The sequence below is a fragment of the Rhizobium sp. BK316 genome (assembly GCF_014193695.1).
Classification (GTDB): domain Bacteria; phylum Pseudomonadota; class Alphaproteobacteria; order Rhizobiales; family Rhizobiaceae; genus Rhizobium.
In genome coordinates, this window is sequence record NZ_JACHZR010000001.1 from 14,975 (window position 1) to 37,210 (window position 22,236).

Consider the following 22,236-nt stretch of genomic DNA (forward strand, 5'->3'; position numbering starts at 1 on the left):
GGGTCTCCTCCCCATTTTAAACGGATACAGCCTGGTGGTCGGTTGACCTCTCCTCATTTCCATGCTGCATTAATTAGATTAAGTTACTTTGATTTGATGTCAAGCCGCAGCATTGGGAGGATTGAGATGCCGGCGACATTCAACACAAGTTAGCGGAGCGCCGCCGCACGTCCAGATCACAAAAAATCCAGCCACTCCGGGCATCCGCGATGGCGTGGAGAGGTTTTGCCCCGGCTGCGTGGGGTGGCCGAACCTGACATCTATGGAGGATCCGATGCGCTTACTCATTCTCGGCACTGGCGGTATGGCCAACCAGCATGCTGCAAATTTCAAGGCGATCGACGGCGTCAGCGTGGTGGGCGGGGTCGATGTCGTTCCCGAACGGCTGGCGGCCTTTTGCTCGGAGCACGGCATTCCCAACCATTTCGGCACGCTGGAGGAGGCGCTGGCCTGGGGCGAGTTCGATGCCGTTGCCAATGTCACTCCCGACCGCATTCACCACCCGACGACGCTTCAGGCGATTGCGGCGGGCAAGCATGTCTTCTGCGAGAAGCCGCTGGCGACCGATGCCGTCAAGGCAATGGAAATGACCGATGCCATCGAAAAAGCGGGCAAGGTCGGCATGGTCAACTTCACCTATCGCAATTCGCCCGCGCTGCAGAAGGGCCGGCAGATGGTCCTTGCCGGCGAGATCGGCGAGGTGAGGCACGTCGAGGCATCGCATCTGCAGAGCTGGCTCGTCGGCCGGCATTGGGGCGATTGGAAGAGCGAGAGCAAATGGCTGTGGCGCCTCAGCAAGAAGCATGGGTCTAACGGTGCGCTCGGCGATATCGGCATCCATATCGTCGATTTTGCGTCCTACGGTTCGGGACTGGATGTCGCCCACGTTTTCGCGCGGCTGAAAACCTTCAACAAGGCGCCGGGTCACAAGATCGGCGAATATGATCTCGATGCGAATGACAGCTTTACCATGAACGTCGATTTCACCACCGGGGCGATCGGCACCATCCAGGCGACTCGAACCGCTGCCGGCCAGATGGATCAGCTGCGTCTCAGGGTCTATGGCGAGACCGGTTCGATCGAGATGATCTACGATACCGGAAAGTCGACGCTTCGCGCCTGCCTCGGCGAAGATGTTCACACCGCAACATGGCGCGACATCCCCTTCGATCCGGTCGAAACGAACTATCAGCGCTTCGTGCAGGCCGTCAGGGCAGGCAGAACGCAGGAACCTTCGTTCCGCAGGGCGGCGAATATCCAGAAAGTGCTCGACAAGGCGCTTGCCTCGGATGGCAGCCACACAGACGAGGCGCTTGCCTGATCCGATAATCCGGCGTCAGGCGGAAACCGGCGGCAGTAGGGTGTTGAGGAAGGGCAGCAATGCCGCCCCCAGCGCCACGCCACCGCCGCTGAAGCTTGCCGGTTTCATCGGCGAAATCCACGGCGTCAGGAATGGTCGTTTGGATGTGTCGCGCCGTTCGACGGAAAGCTGGTGGATCAGCGCTTCGATGACGCTTCGCGGCAGATCGCCGCCGATCATGACGACTCCAGGCGCGATGAAGCCGGCCATGGCGATGATCGGGTCGAGCAAGTGGCTTGCGGCATCGCGGATCCACTGCGTCAACTGTGGGGAAGACGGCTCTTCGCCTGCGATGAGGCACTTGAACTCGTCATCGCTGACCAGCGCACGCAGAGCGGCGAAGCCAACCACGGTGTTCAGCCGGACATTGTCGGGGCCGGTCAGCATCTCGCCGATGCTGCCCGCACGGCCGTGGACGCCCGAATAGGGAATGCCGCGAACGAGGAAACCGGCCTGCACATCTTCATCGATAATGATCATCGCCAATCCGCCTTCAGGGGCAGGAGCGCCGATGGTGCGCTCGGCTAGCAGGCTTGCGATGCATTCGTTCTCCACCTGGCTGGCGGGAAGCGTCGACGCTGCGTCGAGTTCAGCGCTTTCCTGCGCGGTCCAGTCGTTTGACCCGATCCCCAGACCAATGATCGGCAGACCGGCGTGTCGACCAGCCATATTGCGGGTGACCGAGAGGATCGACGATACGCGTGTTGCCGCGTCGAGGGAGAAGTATTCGCGATCATGGACCTGACCGCTTAGGTCGATCAGGACGGCTTCGCCCCGGTTTTGACGGACCCTGACGCCGATCGAGAACGCGCCATCGGGCCGCAAGGCGAATTCGGTAGCGGTTGCGCTGTTGCCTGCGCCATTGCGGCGGTGCGACGTCACCAACCCTCCGTCGCTGAGACGGCGCAGAATATTTGTGATTCCAGGCCCGGTAAGACCGGAATGCTGGCCGAGTTCCATGCGGGTCAACGGACCGTGACGGCGGATCGCCTCCAGGATGACGCGGATATTTCTGTCGGCGATTTCCCCCGACCGCAGACCGATTGTTTTTCCCCGCGAAACGGCCGTTTCCTCTGCCTGACGTCGCCGCGGCCCGGATCGAAGATACCGCATGACCGTCTTCCCTAAGCACCTGAATGCTTGTGTATCACAGGCAAAACTCTAGCAACCTATTTCTTGTGCGCTTGACGTGAAAACAAAGTTACTTAATCTAAGAGCGGCAACGTGTTTCGGTTGGAGGAGACGGGACGCGGCGCCAGCGGCTCATTTGCGCGACCTGATTTTCTCCCCGCCCGTCAGTCGCTTATTTTTCAATAGGACCCGCCATGTCTCTCACTATCGCCCAACGTCTCGATCGTTTGAAGGTTCGTACAGCCGAGCTTGCTCACTGGCGCGACAGGCAAAGCGTTGTGATCGACGGCTGGACCTTCGACGGCGAGCCGATCGCTCATCATCAGGACTGGCCATATCGCAAGGGGACGGTTCATTTCGCGGCATCGGCCGCAGTGCCGCGCGACTGGTCGATCGAGGAGGTTCGCCTGCAGCTCGATCTCGGCGGCGAAAGCTTGATTACATTGCATTATCCGGGCGGTGAGGCCGAGACATTCGGGCTCGACCCATACCATCAGGAATTCCCGATCAAGGGCAGCGAGTTCTCTATTACGACCGACAGCGTTGCGCGTTTTCCCTTTGGTGAGCCGAATAGGGCACCGCGGCTCAACAAGGCGCGGCTGATCTGGCTGGATGAACCGGTCCACAAACTGCACCTCCTGTTGCGGCAGATCGGTGAGGCTGCGGGCGTACTCGAAAGCCATGAGGTCGTGCCGCACCTGATCGAGGCGGCCGAACAGGCGCTGCGCAGCCTCGACTGGCCCTCGGACACACCAGCCTATATTTCGCGTACATCCGGTGCGGTCATGCAGCAAAAGATCTGGGAACTGCCGGAACTGCAGGCAAATCCCGCCGGCCTGACTGAAGCGCAGAGCGCTTCGGCAGGTGCGGCCTATGATGCGCTGATCGCACGACTGAAAGAGCTTCAGAAGCGCTTTCCGCCGAACGGCGAACTGCTGCTGACCGGCCACGCCCACATCGACCTCGCCTGGCTCTGGCCCTATGGCGAGACGCGCCGGAAGATGCGGCGGACCTTCAATACTGCGCTGTCGCTGATGGAGCGATCGGACGACTTCCGCTTCAATCAGTCGACCGCCCATTATTATGCGCAGATGGAAGAGGATGATCCCGAGCTTCTCGAACGGATCAAGAAGAAGGTCGCCGAGGGCAAGTGGGAAACTGTCGGCGGCATGTGGGTCGAGCCCGACACCAACATGCCGACGGGTGAAAGTCTTGCGCGACAGGTGCTTTACGGGCAGCGCTATTTCGAGAAGCATTTCGGCTTGCGTCATACGGTCTGCTGGCTGCCGGATTGCTTCGGCTTTTCGGGGGCCTTGCCGCAGATCCTGCAACTCGGCGGGATCGACAGCTTCTTCACGATCAAGGTGAACTGGAGCGAGACCAATCACATTCCATCCGACCTTTTCTGGTGGAAGGGGTTGGATGGAAGCAAGGTGCTGACCCATACTTTCGACAATCCCATGCAGGGCTATAATGGTTTCGTGCGACCGGATTGCTTCGTGCCGACCTGGAAGAATTTCCGCGGCAAGACGCAGCACGACACGTCGCTGCTGGCCGTCGGCTATGGCGATGGCGGCGGCGGCGTGACACCGGAGATGGTCGAACGCGAAGTGCAGCTGCGCGACTTCCCAGCGATCCCCAAGGCGCGCTGGGGCACGGTGAAGGGCTTCTACGAAAAGGCTCACCGGACAGCGGCGGAAAAGGAGCTTCCCGTCTGGGATGGGGAAATTTATCTCGAACTGCACCGCGCGACGCTGACGTCGCAAAGCGGCGTCAAGCGCAAGCACCGGCAGGCCGAACGGGCTTTGATCACGGCCGAGACGATCGCTTCACTCGCTCATCTGCTGGGTGCTGCCAAACCGCAAAGCCTGGAAGCGGACTGGCGCGTCGTCCTGAAGAACGAGTTTCACGACATCCTGCCGGGCTCGAGCATCCGCGAAGTTTATACCGACGCCGAACGGGAGCTCGATGGCGCCATCGGCAATGCCAAGGCGGAACAGGACAATGCGCTGAAGGCGCTATCGGCCCAGCTTCCGGCAGGTGGGGTGGCGGATGCGCTGATTGCCGTTAATCCGTCGCTCGCGCCGCGGCCACTCACTGCGAGACTTTCCGACGGAACGCTTCTGGCATCTGCCGATCCCGTTGCACCGCTTTCCATCGCGGTTTTTGATCGCAAGGCATTAAAGCCTGCCAGCATGCTCAAAGCTGACGCGCACAGTCTCGAAAACGAACATCTGTCTGTCGCCATTGGCAAGGACGGCGCCGTTTCGAGCCTTGTTCACAAGGCGACGGGCAGGGAGGCGATCGAGGGTGCTGCAAATCAGCTCTGGGTCTACCCGGCCGACAAACCGCGCAATTGGGATGCCTGGGACGTCGATGCCGATTATGCCGAAAAGGCTGTCCGCCTTGACAAGCCTGAGAGCATCACGCTTGTCGAACAGGGGCCACATCGTGCTGCGATCCGTGTCGTTTACCGATACCGGAACTCGACGATCACGCAGCTTTATGTGCTGACCGCCAACGCTCGCAGGCTCGATATCGAAACGACGATCGACTGGCATGACCGGCGTACTTTGCTCAGGACGCTGAACCCGGTCGCCGTGCGCTCACGCACCGCCACTTTCGAATGCGCCTTCGGTATCGTCGAGCGCCAGACGCATACGAACACCTCCTGGGAACAGGCGATGTTCGAAGCTGCTGCGCACCGTTTCGTCGATTTCAGCGAGCCGGGCTTCGGTGTCGCGCTGCTCAACAACGCCAAATACGGGCATAGCGCACGCGGCAATGTCATAGGCATGAGCCTCGTGCGCTCGCCGATCTATCCCGATCCGCTCGCCGATGAGGGCGAGCAGAGCTTCACCTATGCGCTGATGCCGCATGAAGGCGCCTGGCATGAAGGCGACGTTCTGCAGGAAGCGATCGATCTCAATCAGCCGCTCGTCACCATGGAGGCAAGCGGGCTTTCGGCAGGCACGCTGTCGCCGCTCGGCGTGAAGGGTATACCGGTTGCTTTTTCGGGGCTGAAGCCGGCAGAGGAGGGAGACGGCCTTATCCTGCGGCTTTACGAGCCGGCGGGTCGGCGCGGCAGGCTTTCGCTCGCCTTGCCCTCGGGCTGGCAGGCTTCAGGACCGCTGAACATCCTTGAAGAGCCGATCGAGCGTGCGGGACCTGCCGACATCATGCCGTTTGAAATCCGGACCTGGCGGCTGCAACAAAGCTGATCGCGATGCGTAGCGTCTGTCTCAAGAGGATGCGGAAAAGAGGCCGCGGCGGCTACATGACGACCGGATGATGATGTTCTTGGTCGGATTTCAACATGTCACAGTAGCCCAGTTCGCATCGGGCTCTATCTTCGGGTCTGTCCTTTCACCAGACCCGAGGAAACGATCATGACGGAATCCGTGAAATCCGTACCGGCGCCCCGCGATCAGCACCTTCGCGACATGGCCAATTGCATTCGGTTCCTCTCGATGGACGCCGTCGAGAAGGCCAAGAGTGGACACCCCGGCATGCCGATGGGCATGGCCGACATTGCTGTCGTGCTCTTTTCCGACTTCCTGAAATTCGACGCCGAAGACCCCTACTGGTTCGATCGGGATCGTTTCCTCATCTCCAACGGTCATGGCTCGATGCTGCTCTACAGCCTGCTCTATCTGACCGGCTATCGGGACATGACGATCGACCAGATCGAAAACTTTCGTCAAGTCGACAGCAGGACGGCAGGTCATCCCGAATATCGTCATGCCACGGGTATTGAGACGACCACCGGTCCGCTCGGCCAGGGCCTTGCCAATTCGGTCGGTTTTGCGCTCGCCGAGCGCATCATGAACGCCAAGTTCGGCGATAGTCTTTCGAACCATTATACTTACGTCTTCCTCGGCGATGGATGCCTGATGGAGGGCATCAGCCAGGAGGCCATATCGCTCGCGGGACACTTGAAGCTCGGTAAGCTGATCGCGTTCTGGGACAACAATTCGATATCGATCGACGGGGCGACAAGTCTGGCGGAATCCGACGATCAGCCGGCGCGGTTCCGTGCGTCGAACTGGCATGTGCAGGAGATCGATGGACATGATACCGACGCGATACGCAATGCAATCGTCGAAGCGCAACAGGTCACCGATCGCCCCTCATTGATTGCCTGCAAGACCATTATCGGTTTCGGCTTTCCGACGCGCGCCGGAACGCAGAAGGCTCACAGTGACGCGCCCGGCGAAGAGGAGATTGCCGGCGCCCGCAAGATTTTGGGCTGGACCGCGCCTCCCTTCGAGATCCCGTCCGACCTGTTGGACGACTGGAGGAAGATCGGCGCCAAGGGACGCAACGCCCGGATGGCCTGGGCGGTCCGGGTCCAGACGGCGAAGGCGGATATCCGCCAGGATTTCGAACGCCGAATGAAGGGCGAACTGCCTTTAGACTGGACCGCAGCGATAGAGGCAGCAAAACAGGAGCTTCTGTCTGCCGACAAGGACCTCGCCACCAGGCAGGCGAGCGGGGTTGTTCTCAACCACCTTGCCGAAGCCTTGCCCGAGCTTATCGGCGGATCAACGGACCTGACACCGTCGAACAATACGAAAGCCAAATCCATGATCGAGATTGCGCCGGGCCAGTATAATGGATCCTATGTCCATTATGGCGTGCGCGAACATGGGATGGCCGCGGCCATCAACGGGATTGCCCTTCATGGTGGGCTGATCCCTTACGGCGGCACCTTCCTGACCTTTTCCGATTATGCCCGTCCGTCCATTCGGCTGGCGGCGATGATGGCGGTGCGTTCGATCTTCGTGATGACGCATGATTCGATCGGTCTCGGCGAGGATGGACCGACGCATCAGCCTGTCGAACATCTGACGGCGCTACGCGCCATTCCGGGCCTTGCCGTGTTCCGTCCGGGCGACCCGATCGAGACGGCGGAATGCTGGCAGGCCATTCTCGATGCCCCGAGGCAGGCAGCCCTGATTGCTCTATCCCGCCAGCCCATGCCGTTGCTGAGAAAGCAGCCGGGCTCTCTCAACCTGTCGGCAAAGGGCGGATATGTTCTGCTCGAGGCTGAGGGCGGCGCGCGCGAGTTGACAATCATGTCGACGGGATCGGAATTGCACCTTGCCGTCGAAGCAAGGGCGAGGCTTCAGGCGGAAGGCGTTCCGACCGCTGTTGTTTCCATGCCGTGCCGGCTGCTGTTTGAGGCGCAGGCACCGGACTATAAGCGTGAGGTTCTCGGAGACGGAACTGCGCGCGTCGCGGTGGAGGCCGCTGTCCAGGATAGCTGGGATCGATATCTCGGGCTCGACGGTCGGTTCGTCGGCATGCACAGCTTCGGGGCATCAGGCAAGATCGACGACGTCTACAGGAAATTCGACATCACCACCGACGCAGTTGTGAAAGCCGCGCAAGGAGCGCTGGAGCGGCGCGGCGCCGGTACACGCTGATACATTTCAGCCGATTTTCGAAATATGCAGGACACGTGGATCCTTGAAACCGCTCTTGGTTAACAGGTGCTGCCAACGCGGCAGCAATCGAAGGAGAGTGTTTCATGACCAAGACCGACAATGTTTCAATTCGGCGTAGTGTTTCCGCTCGAGCGATCGCCATGGCGTTTGGCTCTCTGTTGCTCGTTCCGGTGATATATGCCCTGCCGGTCCATGCCGCCGATCTTGCGTCGAGTGTTGCCACGACGACGGGAAGCGCAGACGATAGCGTCCGCCCGTTTCAGGTCCACGTTCCGCAGTCGCAACTCGACGACCTGCGCAGGCGTATCGCCGACACCCGATGGCCGGACAAGGAGACGGTCGGCGACGACTCCCAGGGTATCCAATTGTCACGCGTTCAGGATCTGGTTCGCTACTGGGGTACAGAGTACGACTGGCGCAAAACCGAGGCCCAACTCAATGCATTGCCGGAATTCGTCACCACGATCGACGGTGTCGACGTCCAGTTCATCCATGTTCGTTCGCGCCATCCCAACGCTCTCCCGATCATTCTGACACATGGCTGGCCGGGATCGATATTCGAGTTCATCAAGACCATAGGTCCGCTCACGGACCCGACTGCATATGGCGGCCGGCCGGAAGATGCGTTCGACGTCGTCATCCCCTCGATACCGGGCTACGGATTTTCCGGAAAGCCGACCGATCAGGGCTGGGGGCCGGACCGGGTTGCGCGTGCCTGGGATGTCCTGATGAAAAGGCTCGGCTACGACCACTATGTTTCTCAGGGTGGCGATCATGGTTCGGTGATCTCCGACGCGTTGGCGCGTCAGGCGCCGAAGGGTCTGCTGGCGATCCATCTCAATATGCCCGCGACGGTGCCGGGCGACCTCATGAAGGCTATCAACAGCGGGGATCCGGCCCCTGCGAGCCTGTCGTCGCCGGAGCGGGAAGCGTATAATTCCCTGAGCACCTTCTTCGGGCGAAACGCTGCCTATGGCGCGATAATGGTGACCCGGCCGCAGACGATCGGCTATTCGCTTTCCGACTCGCCGGCTGGCCTGGCGTCCTGGATTTACGAGAAGTTTGCCCAGTGGAGCGACAGCGGCGGTGTTCCTGAACGCGTATTCTCCAAGGACGAAATGCTTGATGACATCACGCTCTATTGGCTGACGAACTCCGGTGCATCGTCTTCGCGGTTCTACTGGGAAAACAACAACAACAACTTCAGCGCCGAAACGCAGAAGACGAAGGACATCAAAGTCCCGGTCGGCATCACGGTCTTCCCGAAGGAGATCTACCAGGCGCCGGAAAGCTGGGCCAAGCAGGCCTATCCCTCGCTGACCTACTACCATCAGGTCGAGAAAGGCGGGCATTTTGCGGCCTGGGAGCAGCCGCAACTCTTCGCCGAGGAAGTGAGAGCAGCTTTCAAGTCCGTACGCTGACAATGTCGAAAGGGGTGGCCCTCACGAGGGCCGCCCCAACCGAACAGACTACCTCGAAATTTCATGCCCTCGTCGCTCCAGATGCCATCATTAGGAAGCGTCGCCAAAAATCGGGAGGCAGCTTAGCACACGTGTGCATTTTGTTTCCTCCTGTCATTCCGGTGTTACGCGCCGGGGCTAGCAAGTCTCAGAACTCATCTGGGGCACGGCCTCGACAGTGAAGGGAGACAGGGTATGAATAGACGCGAATTTCTGATCACATCGTCGGCGGCTGCGAGCCTTCTCGCCCTTCCGCGTTTTGCCTTGGCCGCCGCAGGCACGATCGACCTCTACAGCGGGTCGGATTCCAATATCATCGACCTCTGGAACAACATCATCCGTCCGGCTTTCGAAAAGGCGCATCCGGAAGTCGCGCTGAAGGTTACCGATGCCGGCGATAACAATGGCCTTCGCGCCATCGGCGACCGCGCTCTCGCTGCGCTGAAGACCAAGACCGATCCGCAGGCCGACCTCTTCGAATCCTTCGATCCGCGCCTTCCGGCCGGCGGTATCGATGCCGGTCTCTGGGTAAAGTTCTCCGCCGAGAACGTGGCTGGTTTCGACCGCGTCAACCCGCTCGCGATCGACACGCCCTACGCGCTGCCCTACCGTGGCTCGCAGGTTCTGCTGGCCTATGACAAGGCCAAGCTTGACCCGAAGGACGCGCCGAAGACCTGGGAACAGCTGACGGCCTGGATCAAGGCCAATCCCGGCCAGTTCATCTACAACCGTCCGGACAAGGGCGGTTCGGGTCTCAATTTCGTTCGCCGTGCGATCCACGAAGCCAATGGCCGTGATCCGAAGAAGTTCAAGATCGACAACTTCACCGCCGAGTTTGCCGGACAGTCGCTGACGCCCACCTGGAAGATCCTCAACGATCTCGCGCCGTCACTCTATCAGAAGGGCGCCTATACCGCAGGCAATACGCAGTCGATCCAGCTGCTCGCCCAGGGCGTCGTGACCATGGCTCCGGTCTGGTCCGACCAGGTCCTGCAGGCGATCTCGCAGGGCGTTCTGCCCGAGACGACCGGCCTCGTGCAGCTCTCCGACCTCGCGCTCTGCGGCGGTTTTTCGGCCATGACGATCTTCACCAACGGCGCCAACAAGGATGCCGCCCTCAAGCTCGCCGCCTTCATGCTGACAAGCGAGATGCAGGAAGCCATCATCACCGAGATCGGCGGCTTCCCGGGCGTTTCCTGGGATCACATTTCCGAAGACCTGCGCAAGAAATATGCCGACGTCATCCCGGCGACCATCCCGACCTTCCCGGGCGGCGACTGGGAAAAGGCGATCAACGACGGCTGGTATCGGACTGTCGCTCCCGGTATCAGCCGCACCTGATGGCGCTGGATGCCGCGCAGCCTGCGGTCGCGCACCGCGCTCAGCCTCTCGGCAGGGGGAGCCTTTACGGGCTCCTCCTCGTCGGTATGCCGGTCTTTCTGGTCGGCTGGCTGATCATCTTTCCGATCTTCTCTGCGGTCGCGACAACCATCTTCGTCCGCCAACCGGACGGGACGACAGAGTTTTCGCTCGCCTCCTACCGTTTCTTCTTCACGGATGGGTACAGCCTGAACAATCTCTGGCTGACGCTCTGGACGACCTTTGTCTGCGGCCTGCTCCTGCTTGCAATCGGCCTTCCGATTGCGCTTTATCTCCGCTTTTCAGGCAGTCGCCTTGCCGGCTATGTGCAAGGCCTGGCGATCTTTCCGATGTTCGTTCCTTCGATCATTCTCTCCTATGCGCTGATCCGCACGATCGGACCGAACGGCACGGTCGACATCCTGCTCAATGCCATGGGCCTTCCGAAGCTGCCGAGCCCCTATCTGACGCCCTGGGGGCCGGTTATCGGCCTTGTCTGGGACAATCTGCCTTTGACTGTCCTGATGCTGACGGCCGGTCTTTCTTCCGTTTCCAACAGCTCCATCGAGGCCGCCCGCGATGTCGGCGCAGCGCCTTTGAGGGTCTTCGTCTCGATCATCCTTCCGCGCATGGGCAATTCGCTGCTGGTGACGGCATCCTTCGCCGTGCTCGGCATATTCTCGGCCTTTACCTTGCCCTATGTGCTCGGCCCCGCCTCGCCGGAGATGATGGGACCCTTCATGCAGCGCACCTTCGCCGATATGAACGACCCGTTGAATGCGCTGACGCAGGCCGTCATCACCTTCTGCTTCTGCCTCCTCTTCGGCGTCTTCTATGTCTGGTCGATCGCCCGCAACCGCGAGGGCCGATGATGCGCCAGTCGACCGCCTTGAAATTCGATTGGATTGGCCTTGCCCTCTCGCTGCTGCTGACGCTCTTCATCGCGGCGCCGCTGCTGGTCGTTGCCACCTGGGCCTTCACAGAGGTCTGGCGCTACCCTTCCGTCATTCCCCAGCAATTCGGCCTGCGTTTCTGGTCGCAGACGCTGGCCCGCAAGGATGTCTGGGATGCGCTTTTCCTCAGCCTGCGGCTGACGGCGACGGTAACGGTGTTGTCGGCGATCATCTGCCTGCCTGCGGCCTACGCTTTTGCGCGCATGCGTTTTCCCGGGCGCAACGTCCTCTTCCTCTCCTTTCTCGCCTCGCATGCCTTTCCCAAGTTCGGGTTGCTGGTCGCGATTGCCGGCATCTTCCTGCAACTCGGTCTGATTAGTACCTTCTGGGGTGTGGTGCTGATCCAGCTCGTCGGCACGCTGATGCTGATGATCTGGATCCCGGTCGCGGCTTTCCAGAATGTCGACCGGCGCATGGAGGAGGCCGCGCGTGACGCGGGCGCCACGCCGCTTCGCGTCTTCTGGTCGATCACGCTGCCGCAGGCCGCGCCGACGATCTCAGCCGCCGTGCTCTTGACCTTCGTCGGTACCTTCTATGAGACCGAGGGTGCCTGGCTGATCGGCGCGCCCGAGATCCGCACCATGCCGGTGCTGATGATCAGCTTCATCAACAACCAGATCGTCGTGCAATATGGCGCGGTCCTCTCCGTCATGCTGTGGGTGCCGTCCTTTGCGGCATTGATGTTTGCGCGGCGCGTTGTCGGGACCGGCGCCTTTGCACGGGGCTTCGGCGCCTGAGCGCGGCCAGAAAGGATAGGAAAATGGCACATCTGGCAATCGAAGGCGTTTCGAAGAGCTTTGGCCACACCTTTGCCGTCAGCGATTTTTCGCTTGAGGTCGGCGATGGGGAACTCGTCTGCCTGCTCGGCCCGTCAGGTTCCGGCAAATCGACGTTGCTGCGTATGATCGGCGGTTTTGAACGGCCGACGGGCGGCAGCATCCGCATCGACGCCAAGGATGTGACAACCCTACCGCCGGAGCGACGCCCAACCGGCATGGTCTTCCAGAGCCATGCGCTCTGGACCCATATGGATGTCTTCAACAACATCGCCTTCGGCCTCAAACTGCGGCGCCTGCCGAAGACCGAAATTCGAGAGCGCGTCGAGAACGCCCTCGCTCTCGTGGGTCTTGCAGATTACGGGAAGCGCGCGGTGACGCAGCTTTCCGGCGGCCAGCAGCAGCGCGTGGCCCTTGCCCGCTCGCTCGTCCTCGAGCCCAAGATCCTGCTGCTAGACGAACCCTTCGCCAGCCTCGACCAGCATCTGCGCGAGCGGCTGCGTGAGGAAGTGCGCGACATCCAGCAGCGGCTCGGCATCACGACATTGTTCGTCACCCACGGTCAGGACGAGGCCCTGGCGCTTGCCGACCGCATCGTCGTCATGCGCGACGGCCGTACGGAGCAGGCGGCGCCGCCGAGCGTCATCTATCGCGAACCGCAGACGGCTTTCGTCGCCGGCTTCATCGGCTCGATGAATTTCGTTGAGAGCGATATCCGGGATGGGATCTGCACGCATCCGCTTTTCGGTTTTTCCATTCCGGTCGCAGATGGTCCCGTGATGCTTGCGATGCGCCCGGAAGCCCTGACTGTGCATCCAGCCAGCCGACCGGCAGATGCAATCGTCCACCGCGTCACCGACTTCGGTACGCACAAGATCGTCGATATCGATCTCGCCGATGGCACCCGGCTGAAGGCGATGGTTGCGCCGGGCGATATGATCCGGGCCGGGATGACCGTCGCTCCCAGCTGCTCGGGCTTCTTCGCCTTCCGCGACAATGCGCTGATCCACCGGTCGGCTGGCGCACAGGCGGCTGCACCAATGCAGCCGCTCCATACGGCTTGAACGGTCTCAGGCTTTCGGCTGAAAACCTTCCCGCAGCCAGGGATAAAGTGGCTTGCTTGCTGCCAGGATGTCGCCTTTGCCGGTGACGGCCGCGCCGGAAAACCGTGTGACGATACCGCCGGCTTCTTCGACCATGAGTGCCGAGGCGCCGAAGTCATGGACCGACAGGCCGTCCTCGAAGAAGCCATCCAGCCGGCCGCAGGCGACATAGGCGATCGAAAGCGCTGCCGAACCGAGCCGACGCACGCCGGCGGTATTGGCCATCAGCCGCTTGACGGCGTCGAAATAAAGCTCTTCCGGGACCGCCTTGACCTGGCCGGGGATCGGCAGACCGGCGCCAACGAGCACGTTCTGGATATCGGCCACCTCAGCGCAATGGATCTGCTCGCCGTTCAGCCAGGCGCCGCCGCCGGCCTCTGCACTGAAGAGCTCGTCCTGCATGGCGTCATAGGCGACGCCTGAGACGACGCGGCCGGCCTCGGCGATCGAGATCGTCATGCCGAAATGCGGGATGCCCCAGGCAAAATTGGTCGTGCCGTCGATCGGGTCGATATAGATAACCGGTGCATCCGCGCCGCCCTGTCGGTTACCGACCTCTTCCTCGCCTTTGATCGAATAGGTCGGGAATGCGCTCGTCATCTCCTCGACGATGATGCGCTCGACGGCGACGTCGATTTCGGTCTGATAGTCGCGGGCAGCCTTGTGGATCATCTCGGCTGCCGTGCGTCGTCTGAGTGCCTTGCGCGCCGTTTCGCCTGCCTTGAGGGCGGTTTCGGCGAGCACGAGAAGGCGGGGCGAGGCGGCCGGCGACAGGCGCGCAGCAGTCGAAGTCAATGTCATTAAGAGGGTCCGTGTGATGACTGAGGGTGGTAGGTCGTGTTCCCATCGCAGATGCGCATGATGCTTTTATGAAACCGGCGCGCCCGCTGCGGTGCTGCGCCGGCCGAATTCAAGAGAATGCGTCCGAGGTTACCGGGACAGGAAATTCGAGACCGTCAGGTCGACGAGTTCGTCTCCACGGCCGTTCATCACTGCGCGAATGGCCCAGAGACCGAAACCCTTCACCTGTGCTGCTTCGATCCTGGGCGGCATCGATAGTTCCTGCGTATTCGTGACGACGTCGAGCAGTGCCGGGCCGGGATGCGCCAGGATTTCCCGGATGGCACCGTCAAGCTCGGCGGGATCTTCCACGCGAACGCCATGTACTCCGGCTGCGCGGGCAACCGCCGCAAAATCCGGATTCTCGAGTTCGGTGCCGGTCTCAAGGAAGCCCGAAGCCTTCATTTCCATCGCAACGAATCCGAGAACTGAATTGTTGAAGACGACGACCTTCACCGGCAGGTTCTGCTGAACGAGCGTCAGGAAGTCACCCATCAGCATGGCAAAGCCGCCATCGCCGGACATGCTGATGATTTGGCGTTCCTTGTACGTTGCCTGTGCCCCGATCGCCTGAGGAAGAGCGTTGGCCATCGAGCCGTGGACCAGGGATCCGATCAGGCGACGCTTTCCATTCATTTTCAGGTAGCGTGCAGCCCAGATCGTGGGGGTCCCGACGTCGAAGGTGAAAACGGCGTCGTCGGACGCATGCTCGCTCAGAAGGCGTGCCACGTATTGCGGATGAATCTTGCCGCCCTCTCGGCCGGTGGCGAGGTCGTCGAGGCCCTCACGAGCCTTCCTGTAGGCGGCAAGGCAAGCATCGAGGTGATCCCGGTCGGTTCGCTCCCTCAGCTTCGGTAGCGTCGCCGCCAGTGTCGATTTGACGTCGCCGACGATTGCGAGATCCAGCGAGGCCCTGCGGCCGAGATTTTCCGGTCGGATGTCCACCTGCACGATCTTGGCGTCGGTTGGGTAGAACTGCCGGTATGGGAAATCTGTGCCGAGCATGAGAAGCGTGTCACACTCCAGCATGGCCTTGTAACCCGAAGAGAAACCGATCAGACCGGTCATGCCGACATCGAACGGATTGTCCCACTCGACATGTTCCTTGCCGCCGAGCGCGTGGACAACGGGCGCCCTCAGCCGATCCGCAAAAGCGATCAACTCGTCATGCGCGCCTTCGCAGCCACGTCCGCACAGAAGGGTAACCTTCGAGCTGTTGTTAAGCAGTTCCGACAGTTGATCGATCTGATCGTGCGTCGGCACGATGTTTGGCTGGGACAGTGTGAGTGCGGCTGGTGTCGAAATCTTCGCCGTGAAATCGGTCAATGCCACGTCGCCCGAAATGACCACGACGGCAACGCCGCGCTTTCCGATAGCGGTGCGAATGGCCGTTTCGATGACTGCGGGCAATTGCTCGGGATGGCTGACAAGCTCGCAATAGTGGCTGCATTCCCGGAAAAGCTGATCCGGATGTGTTTCCTGGAAATAGCCCCTGCCGATTTCGGCCGACGGTATCTGGGCGGCAATGGCGAGGACCGGGACCCGTGAGCGATGGCAGTCGAACAGGCCGTTGATGAGGTGGAGATTGCCCGGGCCGCAGCTTCCGGCGCACACGGCCAATTCGCCGCTGAGATGGGCTTCGGCCCCGGCCGCGAAAGCGGCTGTCTCTTCATGGCGGGTATGGACCCACTCGATGTCGCCTCTCTTTCGCAGCGCTTCCGTGAGCCCGTTCAGGCTATCGCCGACCACCCCATATATCCGCTTGACCCCGGCCGAATGCAGCACCTCTGTCAGGACATCAGCTACCTTGGATTTCATCGAATGGCTCCCGGGCTTTGGGTTCAGGTGGATGGTAAAGGAAGCTAGGCCTCGCTCTGCGCTTCTCAACCCGGAGAATTATCAGAGTGACGGAGACACCCAACTGGACATTGGTATAGGCGCTGGCCGTGAAAAGCCCGCTTGCCTGAATCCCAGGCGGCGGCCTGCCAGCCGAGCGCATAAGCCCGCTCGGCTCTCTTCCTTGGCGTCCTTCTACCGCGACTTACGCCTCGATCCGTTCCCGCCCCTTTATCGCTTCCGCGATAAGTTTCATGAAGCGCGGATCCCGGCGCAGGTTGTCCAGGTCTGAATCATGGGTGAACCATTTGATGTGGTAGACCGAGCTGCGGGGCAGCAAGCCCTCCAGGATATTGATCGCACGTTCCACATGGCCGAGCACGGAGTGGACGCAGGCGAGATTATATTGGGCGACGATATCATCGGGGTCGATGGCGCTCGCCCGTGCGGCCCAGTCGCAGGCCCGCGCTGCTTCGCCGAGATGGGCAAGGGCAAGCGCGCCGCGATGGGCGGGACCGGAATTTTCCGGGTTCTGATTGAGCGCCCGCTCGGCTCTTTCAATGCCTTTTCGCGCCCAGCTTTCCCGGTCCGCCATCCGTCCAAGAGAATGGTATGAGGACATCAGATGGATCGGCGAAACATAGTCGTCGGGGCGGATTTCGGCGGCACGGGTAAAGTAGTGCACCGCCTCGGCGAAATTCCCGCGCATGAAGAAGATGCGGGCATAGTGGAAATTTGCTTCATAGAGGTTGGGATCGAGCGAAAGCGCGCGTTCGAAGCACGCTGTTGCCTCGTCGTCATCGCCGTTCTGATGCAGCGCCAGGCCGCGGGAGGCGTGGGCCTCGGCAAGGTCGGGATCGAGTTCCAGGGCCTTGGCGCTCATCGCGAGGATGCGCTCCAGGGGCACATCATCAGGCGCCCAGTCGCGTATCGCCGCATCGCAATCGGCAATGCCTGCATAGGCGCGGCCATAGTCCGGATCGAGTTCTACGGCCTTGTAGAACATGCGCCGGGCAAGCTGCAGATAGGATTTTGTCCAGGTATGGGAGAGCTGCCGGCCTCTCAGGTAATAAGTATAGGCTTCGACATTGGCCGTCGGCTCGGCGGCGATCGCCTTGCGCTCCTCCGGCAGCAGTCGCACTTTCAATTGGCCGACGATCGCGTGGGTGATCTCATCCTGGATGGCGAAGATATCGGTGAGGTCTCGGTCATAGCGTTCGGCCCAGAGGTGATCGCCGTTCATCGTATCGATCAGCTGGCCGGAAATGCGTACCCGCGTCCCGACGATGCGCACGCTGCCTTCCAGCATATAACGCACGCCGAGTTCCTGGGCGACCTGCTTCACCTTCACAGATGTGCCCTTATAGGTGAAGACGGTGTTGCGCGGCACCACATGCAGGCTGGAGATCTTGGAGAGATCGGTGATGATATCCTCGGTGATGCCGTCGGAGAAATAATCCTGATCGGCATCGCCGCTCATGTTGGTGAAGGGCAGGACGGCGATGAAGCAGGTGTTTCGGTTCTGCGCGACGAGGCGCGCGGAACTCGGCTTCTCGAAGGAAACCGTATAAACCTGCACCGGTTGGCGGATATTTTTGAACACGTGTTCACCTAAAAACTCGAAGCCGAGATTGAGGCGTGAACCGACCTGATCCCGTACGATTGCCGAGACAGCGATACCGCCGGCCGGAGCAACGCCTTCCAGGCGCGCGGCAACGTTGACGCCGTCTCCGAAGATATCGTCATTTTCAACCACGACATCGCCGAGATTGATGCCGATGCGGAACTCGACGCGCTCTTCCTTTGCGACGTTTTCATTGCGCAGGGCCATGCTGCGCTGGATTTCTGCGGCGCAGGCAACGGCGTTCACGACGCTCTGAAATTCCACAAGGATGCCATCGCCGGTGAGTTTCACGATACGGCCCTTGTAATCGGATATGCGGATGTCGACCAGTTCGCAGCGATGCCGGTTCAAAGCCTGCAGCGTGCCTGTCTCGTCCATACCCATGAGCCGGCTGTAACCGACTACATCGGCAGCGAGGATGGCACTCAATCGCCGCTCCATGATCCTCTCCATGGATTGTCTCATGTCAGTGTCTCGCTTTTTCCAGATTTTGACCGTGCTAGGGCTCCCTCCCTTGCAGCCGATATCTTTCGATTCGGCATGCTGTCACGGCGGCGCAGAGCCTATATCGTTACGGCGCAGCATCAATACTCCGAACGGGCGAAGATTGCGCCAAAAGCTAGCTATTTCGGATTGGAAAAAACCCTGACGCGGCAAGACGCACAATTTTGAGGCGGTGCATGAATTTTGGAATGTGTATCGGACAAGCGTAGCAGCCGTCCCTGATCCGAAGTGGATCCCACGATTGTACCGCTTGTTGACTCGTGAAAAGCAAGTCGCGTCTCTGCGGAAAGACCCGTTTGCCTAAAAGGATGCCGCTCGTAGATCGAAATAGTTAAGATATACCCTCTTATTTTTCGACTATAATTCAAGGCCGCATATCAACGATCCTCATAGATTTGATCCTGGCAACTTCTCGAGAGGGCACGCCATGTATCGCAACGCTCGCCGGTGGGCTTCGCGCTCACTTCTAGTGGATTCGTGGGTTCCCCAATGGCTGACCGTCGGCGGAAAGGTAAGGTCGCGCAAGACTGCCGATCGGCACGAGGATAATGCTCAGCTTGCGACATTCGTGCAGACTGCGGCTGGAAACAAGCATGGTGCCCTTGTCGACAGTCCCGATGACAACTCTGCGCTCAGCGGACATGAGGTTGAACATAGAGTGGAAGCGATCGGCGACGCGGACGGTCAACGCAATATCAACCACGCACCGCCGCCCTTGCCCGACGCTTTCGCAGCGGCGCGCGGAACGGGAGTTCGAAGCGGTGATTTTGCCGCGTCTGTGCTGTCCGCCCATATGCCAGGTTTTGCACCTTTCAAGCGCGGCGCGAATGGAGGCACATTCGGCCCTGCATCGTCCCTTTATCGCACTTACGCTGGAATGAGCACGATAGGCGATGATCCCTTGGCTCCGTATCTTGCGCAGAGCCCAGCACCGACAGGTTCGGGGCAAGGCTCGTCCGCCGTGGTGGGGCAGCGTGCTCACTCGGGTAAAGTCGTCATTCTCGAATCGAGCCCGTCGGCGCAGGCGATCGAACAGGCTGCCGGAGCTCGATCGCTGGCGTCTGGTATGCCCTATGGTATCTGTGGCTGCGGCTACTTTACCTCGCCTACGCGAATTCTCGATTGGGCTCATGGCGGCGCCCTGCTTCAACAGGACGGTCAATTGCCGGGGACTCGGTTGACCGAAGGGCCGGACTATGTGGCAGCGATCAAGCAGGCCATCGGCGCGTCGGTCAGCGACCCGCTTCTCGACCGTGACCTGTCCCCACTGTCGGGCTGGCGCGGAACCGTAGATCGAGCAGGACAGATGATCTTGAACGGATCATTGCCCGGCGGCGGAGAGACGGGAACGGCAACCGGCACCAAGGGTATCGGCATCCTTTCCGGCTCGGTCACCACAGCGCCGATCACGCAGCGGTCGTTAACGACGCAAAATCTCGAGGCTGCAGCGGCCGCGGCGCCCGTCAACCCGATCGTGGCGGAAAACCAGAAGCAGGGCAACCCAGAGAGCGAGTGGGGCATTGACGGTGCCGGCAGCTCCAACATCGAAGGCTTTGCGACCGACATCAGCGTCGATAACGGCAAGACGATCAACTTCAAGATCAATACCAACTCCACCAACTACCGGATCGATATCTATCGCCTCGGCTATTATGGCGGCATGGGTGCGCGTAAGGTGGACACCCTGCAGCATACCGGATTGCAGACCCAGCCCAGTCCGTTGCGCAACGCTACGACCGGAACGGTGGATGCCGGCAACTGGGCAGTCTCGGCGTCGTGGACCGTACCGGAGGACGCCGTCTCAGGCGTCTATATCGCCAAGCTCGTGCGTCAGGATGGCACCGCCGGCCAAAATCACATCCCGTTCATCGTGCGCGACGACGACAGCCAGAGCGACATCGTCTTCCAGACCGCAGATCAGACCTGGCAAGCTTACAACGGCTGGGGCGGCGCAAACTTCTATGGCGGCAACGGTCCGGCGACGGGGCAGGGTGCTGGTCGCGCCTATGCGGTCAGCTACAACAGGCCGATTGCGACCCGCGGCGGGGTCGGCACGTTTGCCGGTCCGCAGGATTACCTGTTCGGCGCCGAATATGCGGGCATCTACTGGCTGGAACAGAACGGCTATGACGTCTCCTACCTGTCGGGCGTCGACGTCGATCGCTATGGCAGCCTCTTGCTCAATCACAAGACCTATATCGATGCCGGGCATGACGAATATTGGTCGGGACAGCAGCGAACGAATGTCGAAGCCGCGCGCGATGCGGGCGTCAACCTCATGTTCTGGAGCGGCAACGAGGTCTATTGGCGCACGCGCTGGGGCAATGCCTACAGCGCCGACGGCACGCCTTATCGCACTCTGATCTCCTATAAGGAGACGTGGTCGCCCACAGCCAGCATCGACCCTTCCAACGAATGGACTGGCACCTTCCGTGATCCGCGCCTCAGTCCGCCCGCCATTGGCGGCGGCAATCCGGAGAACTCATTGACCGGGCAGTTGTTCAAGGTCGACGATGTCGGCAACAATCTCCAGGCGATCACTATTCAGTATGACGACGCCAATCTGCGTTTCTGGCGCAATACCAGCGTCGCGAATCTTCAGCCCGGCCAGACGGCGACGCTCACCAAGAACTATCTCGGTTATGAATGGGACGAAGCGCCCGACAACGGCTTCGATCCGGCCGGCCTCGTGAAGCTGTCGTCGACGACGCTTCCGGTCAGCACTTACCTGCTCGATTACGGCAACACGACCGGCAATGCGACCGCGACCCATAATCTGACGCTCTATCGCGCCCCCAGCGGTGCATTGGTGTTCGGCGCCGGGACGGTCTACTGGACATGGGGGCTGAGCAACAATCACGATCTCACAGCGACTCCGACGGACCCGCGCGTGCAGCAGGCAATGGTCAACTTGCTTGCCGATATGGGCATTCAGCCCGGGACGTTGCAATCCGGGCTCACCGCCGCGACCGCCTCGTCGGACCAGGTTGCTCCGACCTCCGTCATCACTGTGCCTGGAACAGTGGCCGTCGGATCCACCGTTACGATTACGGGCACCGCTGCCGACACGGGCGGCGGGGTGATCGCCGGCGTCGAGGTTTCCACCGACAACGGCGCAAGCTGGCATCCAGCGACAGGCGATGAGAACTGGACCTATAGCTGGTCGCCTCAGGTCGTCGGTAGCTACACGATCCTATCCCGCGCCGTAGACGACAGCATCAATCTCGAAACGCCCTCGGCTGGCCGCACGGTCACCGTCAGTGGGCCAAGCTACACGTCTCTCTTCGGTGCGGCGACTCCGGCCGTTGTCAATACGAACGATACGTCAGCCGTCGAGCTCGGCGTCAAGTTCCAGACCTCTGTCGCAGGAACCGTCGCCGGCATTCGTTTTTACAAGGGCAGCCAGGATACGGGTACGCATACAGGGACGCTCTGGTCGAGCACGGGTACGCAGCTCGCCACTCTTACCTTCACGAACGAAACCGCCAGCGGCTGGCAGATCGCGTATTTCTCCAGTCCAGTGACGTTGACGCCCGGGCAGACCTACACGGCGTCTTACCACACCAATACCGGTCATTATTCGACGACTGCCAACTACTTTGTCTCCAATGTGACAAGTGGCCCGCTGACGGCGCCCGCGAGCGGTAACGGCGTATACAGATATGGCAGCACCAGCCTGTTCCCCTCAGCCACTTTCGAGCAGACGAATTATTGGGTCGATGTGATGTTCAATCCGTCGGCCTCCAACACGACGCCGACGGCGGTTGCCGATACGGGGGATGCGACCGAGAAGGGCGGCGTGGCAAACGGCTCCGGCGGCGTGGTCGCCAGCGGCAATGT

The 22,236-nt window shown here is 60.7% G+C and carries 13 protein-coding genes; 9 read left to right on the plus strand and 4 right to left on the minus strand.

Features of this window, described 5'->3' with window-relative positions; genetic code table 11:
* Nucleotides 1-274: 274 nt before the first annotated feature.
* The gene (locus FHT87_RS00085) at nucleotides 275-1,321 is read left to right on the plus strand and encodes a Gfo/Idh/MocA family oxidoreductase (RefSeq protein ID WP_183798453.1); all 1,047 of its coding nucleotides are present in this window, start codon (nucleotides 275-277) and stop codon (nucleotides 1,319-1,321) included.
* Between the two features lie 15 nt (nucleotides 1,322-1,336).
* On the opposite strand, the gene FHT87_RS00090 is transcribed toward FHT87_RS00085, so the two are convergent.
* A complete protein-coding gene (locus FHT87_RS00090; protein WP_183798456.1) occupies nucleotides 1,337-2,473 on the minus strand; it encodes an ROK family transcriptional regulator in 1,137 nt (378 codons plus the stop codon).
* A gap of 212 nt (nucleotides 2,474-2,685) precedes the next feature.
* Between FHT87_RS00090 and FHT87_RS00095 the strand changes: the two genes are divergently transcribed.
* From FHT87_RS00095 to FHT87_RS00125, 7 genes are all read left to right on the plus strand, one after another.
* Nucleotides 2,686-5,712 (plus strand): glycoside hydrolase family 38 C-terminal domain-containing protein, encoded by a 3,027-nt coding sequence (locus FHT87_RS00095; protein WP_183798459.1) that lies wholly within the window; start codon nucleotides 2,686-2,688, stop codon nucleotides 5,710-5,712.
* Between the two features lie 168 nt (nucleotides 5,713-5,880).
* Nucleotides 5,881-7,920: a transketolase gene (gene tkt, locus FHT87_RS00100; RefSeq protein WP_183798462.1), complete on the plus strand. Its 2,040-nt coding sequence runs from the start codon at nucleotides 5,881-5,883 to the stop codon at nucleotides 7,918-7,920.
* 104 nt (nucleotides 7,921-8,024) lie between these two features.
* On the plus strand, nucleotides 8,025-9,362 hold the full coding sequence (locus tag FHT87_RS00105) for an epoxide hydrolase family protein (RefSeq protein WP_183798465.1): 1,338 nt from the start codon (nucleotides 8,025-8,027) through the stop codon (nucleotides 9,360-9,362).
* 234 nt (nucleotides 9,363-9,596) lie between these two features.
* The gene (locus FHT87_RS00110; protein ID WP_183798468.1) at nucleotides 9,597-10,742 is read left to right on the plus strand and encodes an extracellular solute-binding protein; all 1,146 of its coding nucleotides are present in this window, start codon (nucleotides 9,597-9,599) and stop codon (nucleotides 10,740-10,742) included.
* A complete protein-coding gene (locus FHT87_RS00115) occupies nucleotides 10,742-11,632 on the plus strand; it encodes an ABC transporter permease subunit (protein ID WP_183798471.1) in 891 nt (296 codons plus the stop codon). Before FHT87_RS00110 ends, FHT87_RS00115 begins: the two co-directional genes overlap by 1 nt.
* Nucleotides 11,629-12,450: an ABC transporter permease subunit gene (locus tag FHT87_RS00120; RefSeq protein ID WP_183798474.1), complete on the plus strand. Its 822-nt coding sequence runs from the start codon at nucleotides 11,629-11,631 to the stop codon at nucleotides 12,448-12,450. Before FHT87_RS00115 ends, FHT87_RS00120 begins: the two co-directional genes overlap by 4 nt.
* A 23-nt stretch (nucleotides 12,451-12,473) precedes the next feature.
* The gene (locus FHT87_RS00125; RefSeq protein ID WP_183798477.1) at nucleotides 12,474-13,553 is read left to right on the plus strand and encodes an ABC transporter ATP-binding protein; all 1,080 of its coding nucleotides are present in this window, start codon (nucleotides 12,474-12,476) and stop codon (nucleotides 13,551-13,553) included.
* 6 nt (nucleotides 13,554-13,559) lie between these two features.
* On the opposite strand, the gene FHT87_RS00130 is transcribed toward FHT87_RS00125, so the two are convergent.
* The 3 genes from FHT87_RS00130 to FHT87_RS00140 all read right to left on the minus strand — a co-directional run bounded on the left by FHT87_RS00130 (nucleotide 13,560) and on the right by FHT87_RS00140 (nucleotide 18,333).
* Nucleotides 13,560-14,393 (minus strand): inositol monophosphatase family protein, encoded by an 834-nt coding sequence (locus FHT87_RS00130; RefSeq protein WP_183798478.1) that lies wholly within the window; start codon nucleotides 14,391-14,393, stop codon nucleotides 13,560-13,562.
* Nucleotides 14,394-14,522: 129 nt separating this feature from the next.
* Nucleotides 14,523-16,250 (minus strand): ubiquinone-dependent pyruvate dehydrogenase, encoded by a 1,728-nt coding sequence (gene poxB, locus FHT87_RS00135; protein WP_183798481.1) that lies wholly within the window; start codon nucleotides 16,248-16,250, stop codon nucleotides 14,523-14,525.
* A gap of 223 nt (nucleotides 16,251-16,473) precedes the next feature.
* Nucleotides 16,474-18,333, minus strand: a complete 1,860-nt coding sequence (locus tag FHT87_RS00140) for a tetratricopeptide repeat protein (protein ID WP_183736382.1) — start codon at nucleotides 18,331-18,333, stop codon at nucleotides 16,474-16,476.
* Nucleotides 18,334-18,823: 490 nt separating this feature from the next.
* Between FHT87_RS00140 and FHT87_RS00145 the strand changes: the two genes are divergently transcribed.
* Nucleotides 18,824-22,236, plus strand: a 3,413-nt coding sequence (locus tag FHT87_RS00145; RefSeq protein WP_246699580.1) for a N,N-dimethylformamidase beta subunit family domain-containing protein, incomplete at its 3' end; no start/stop codon positions are given.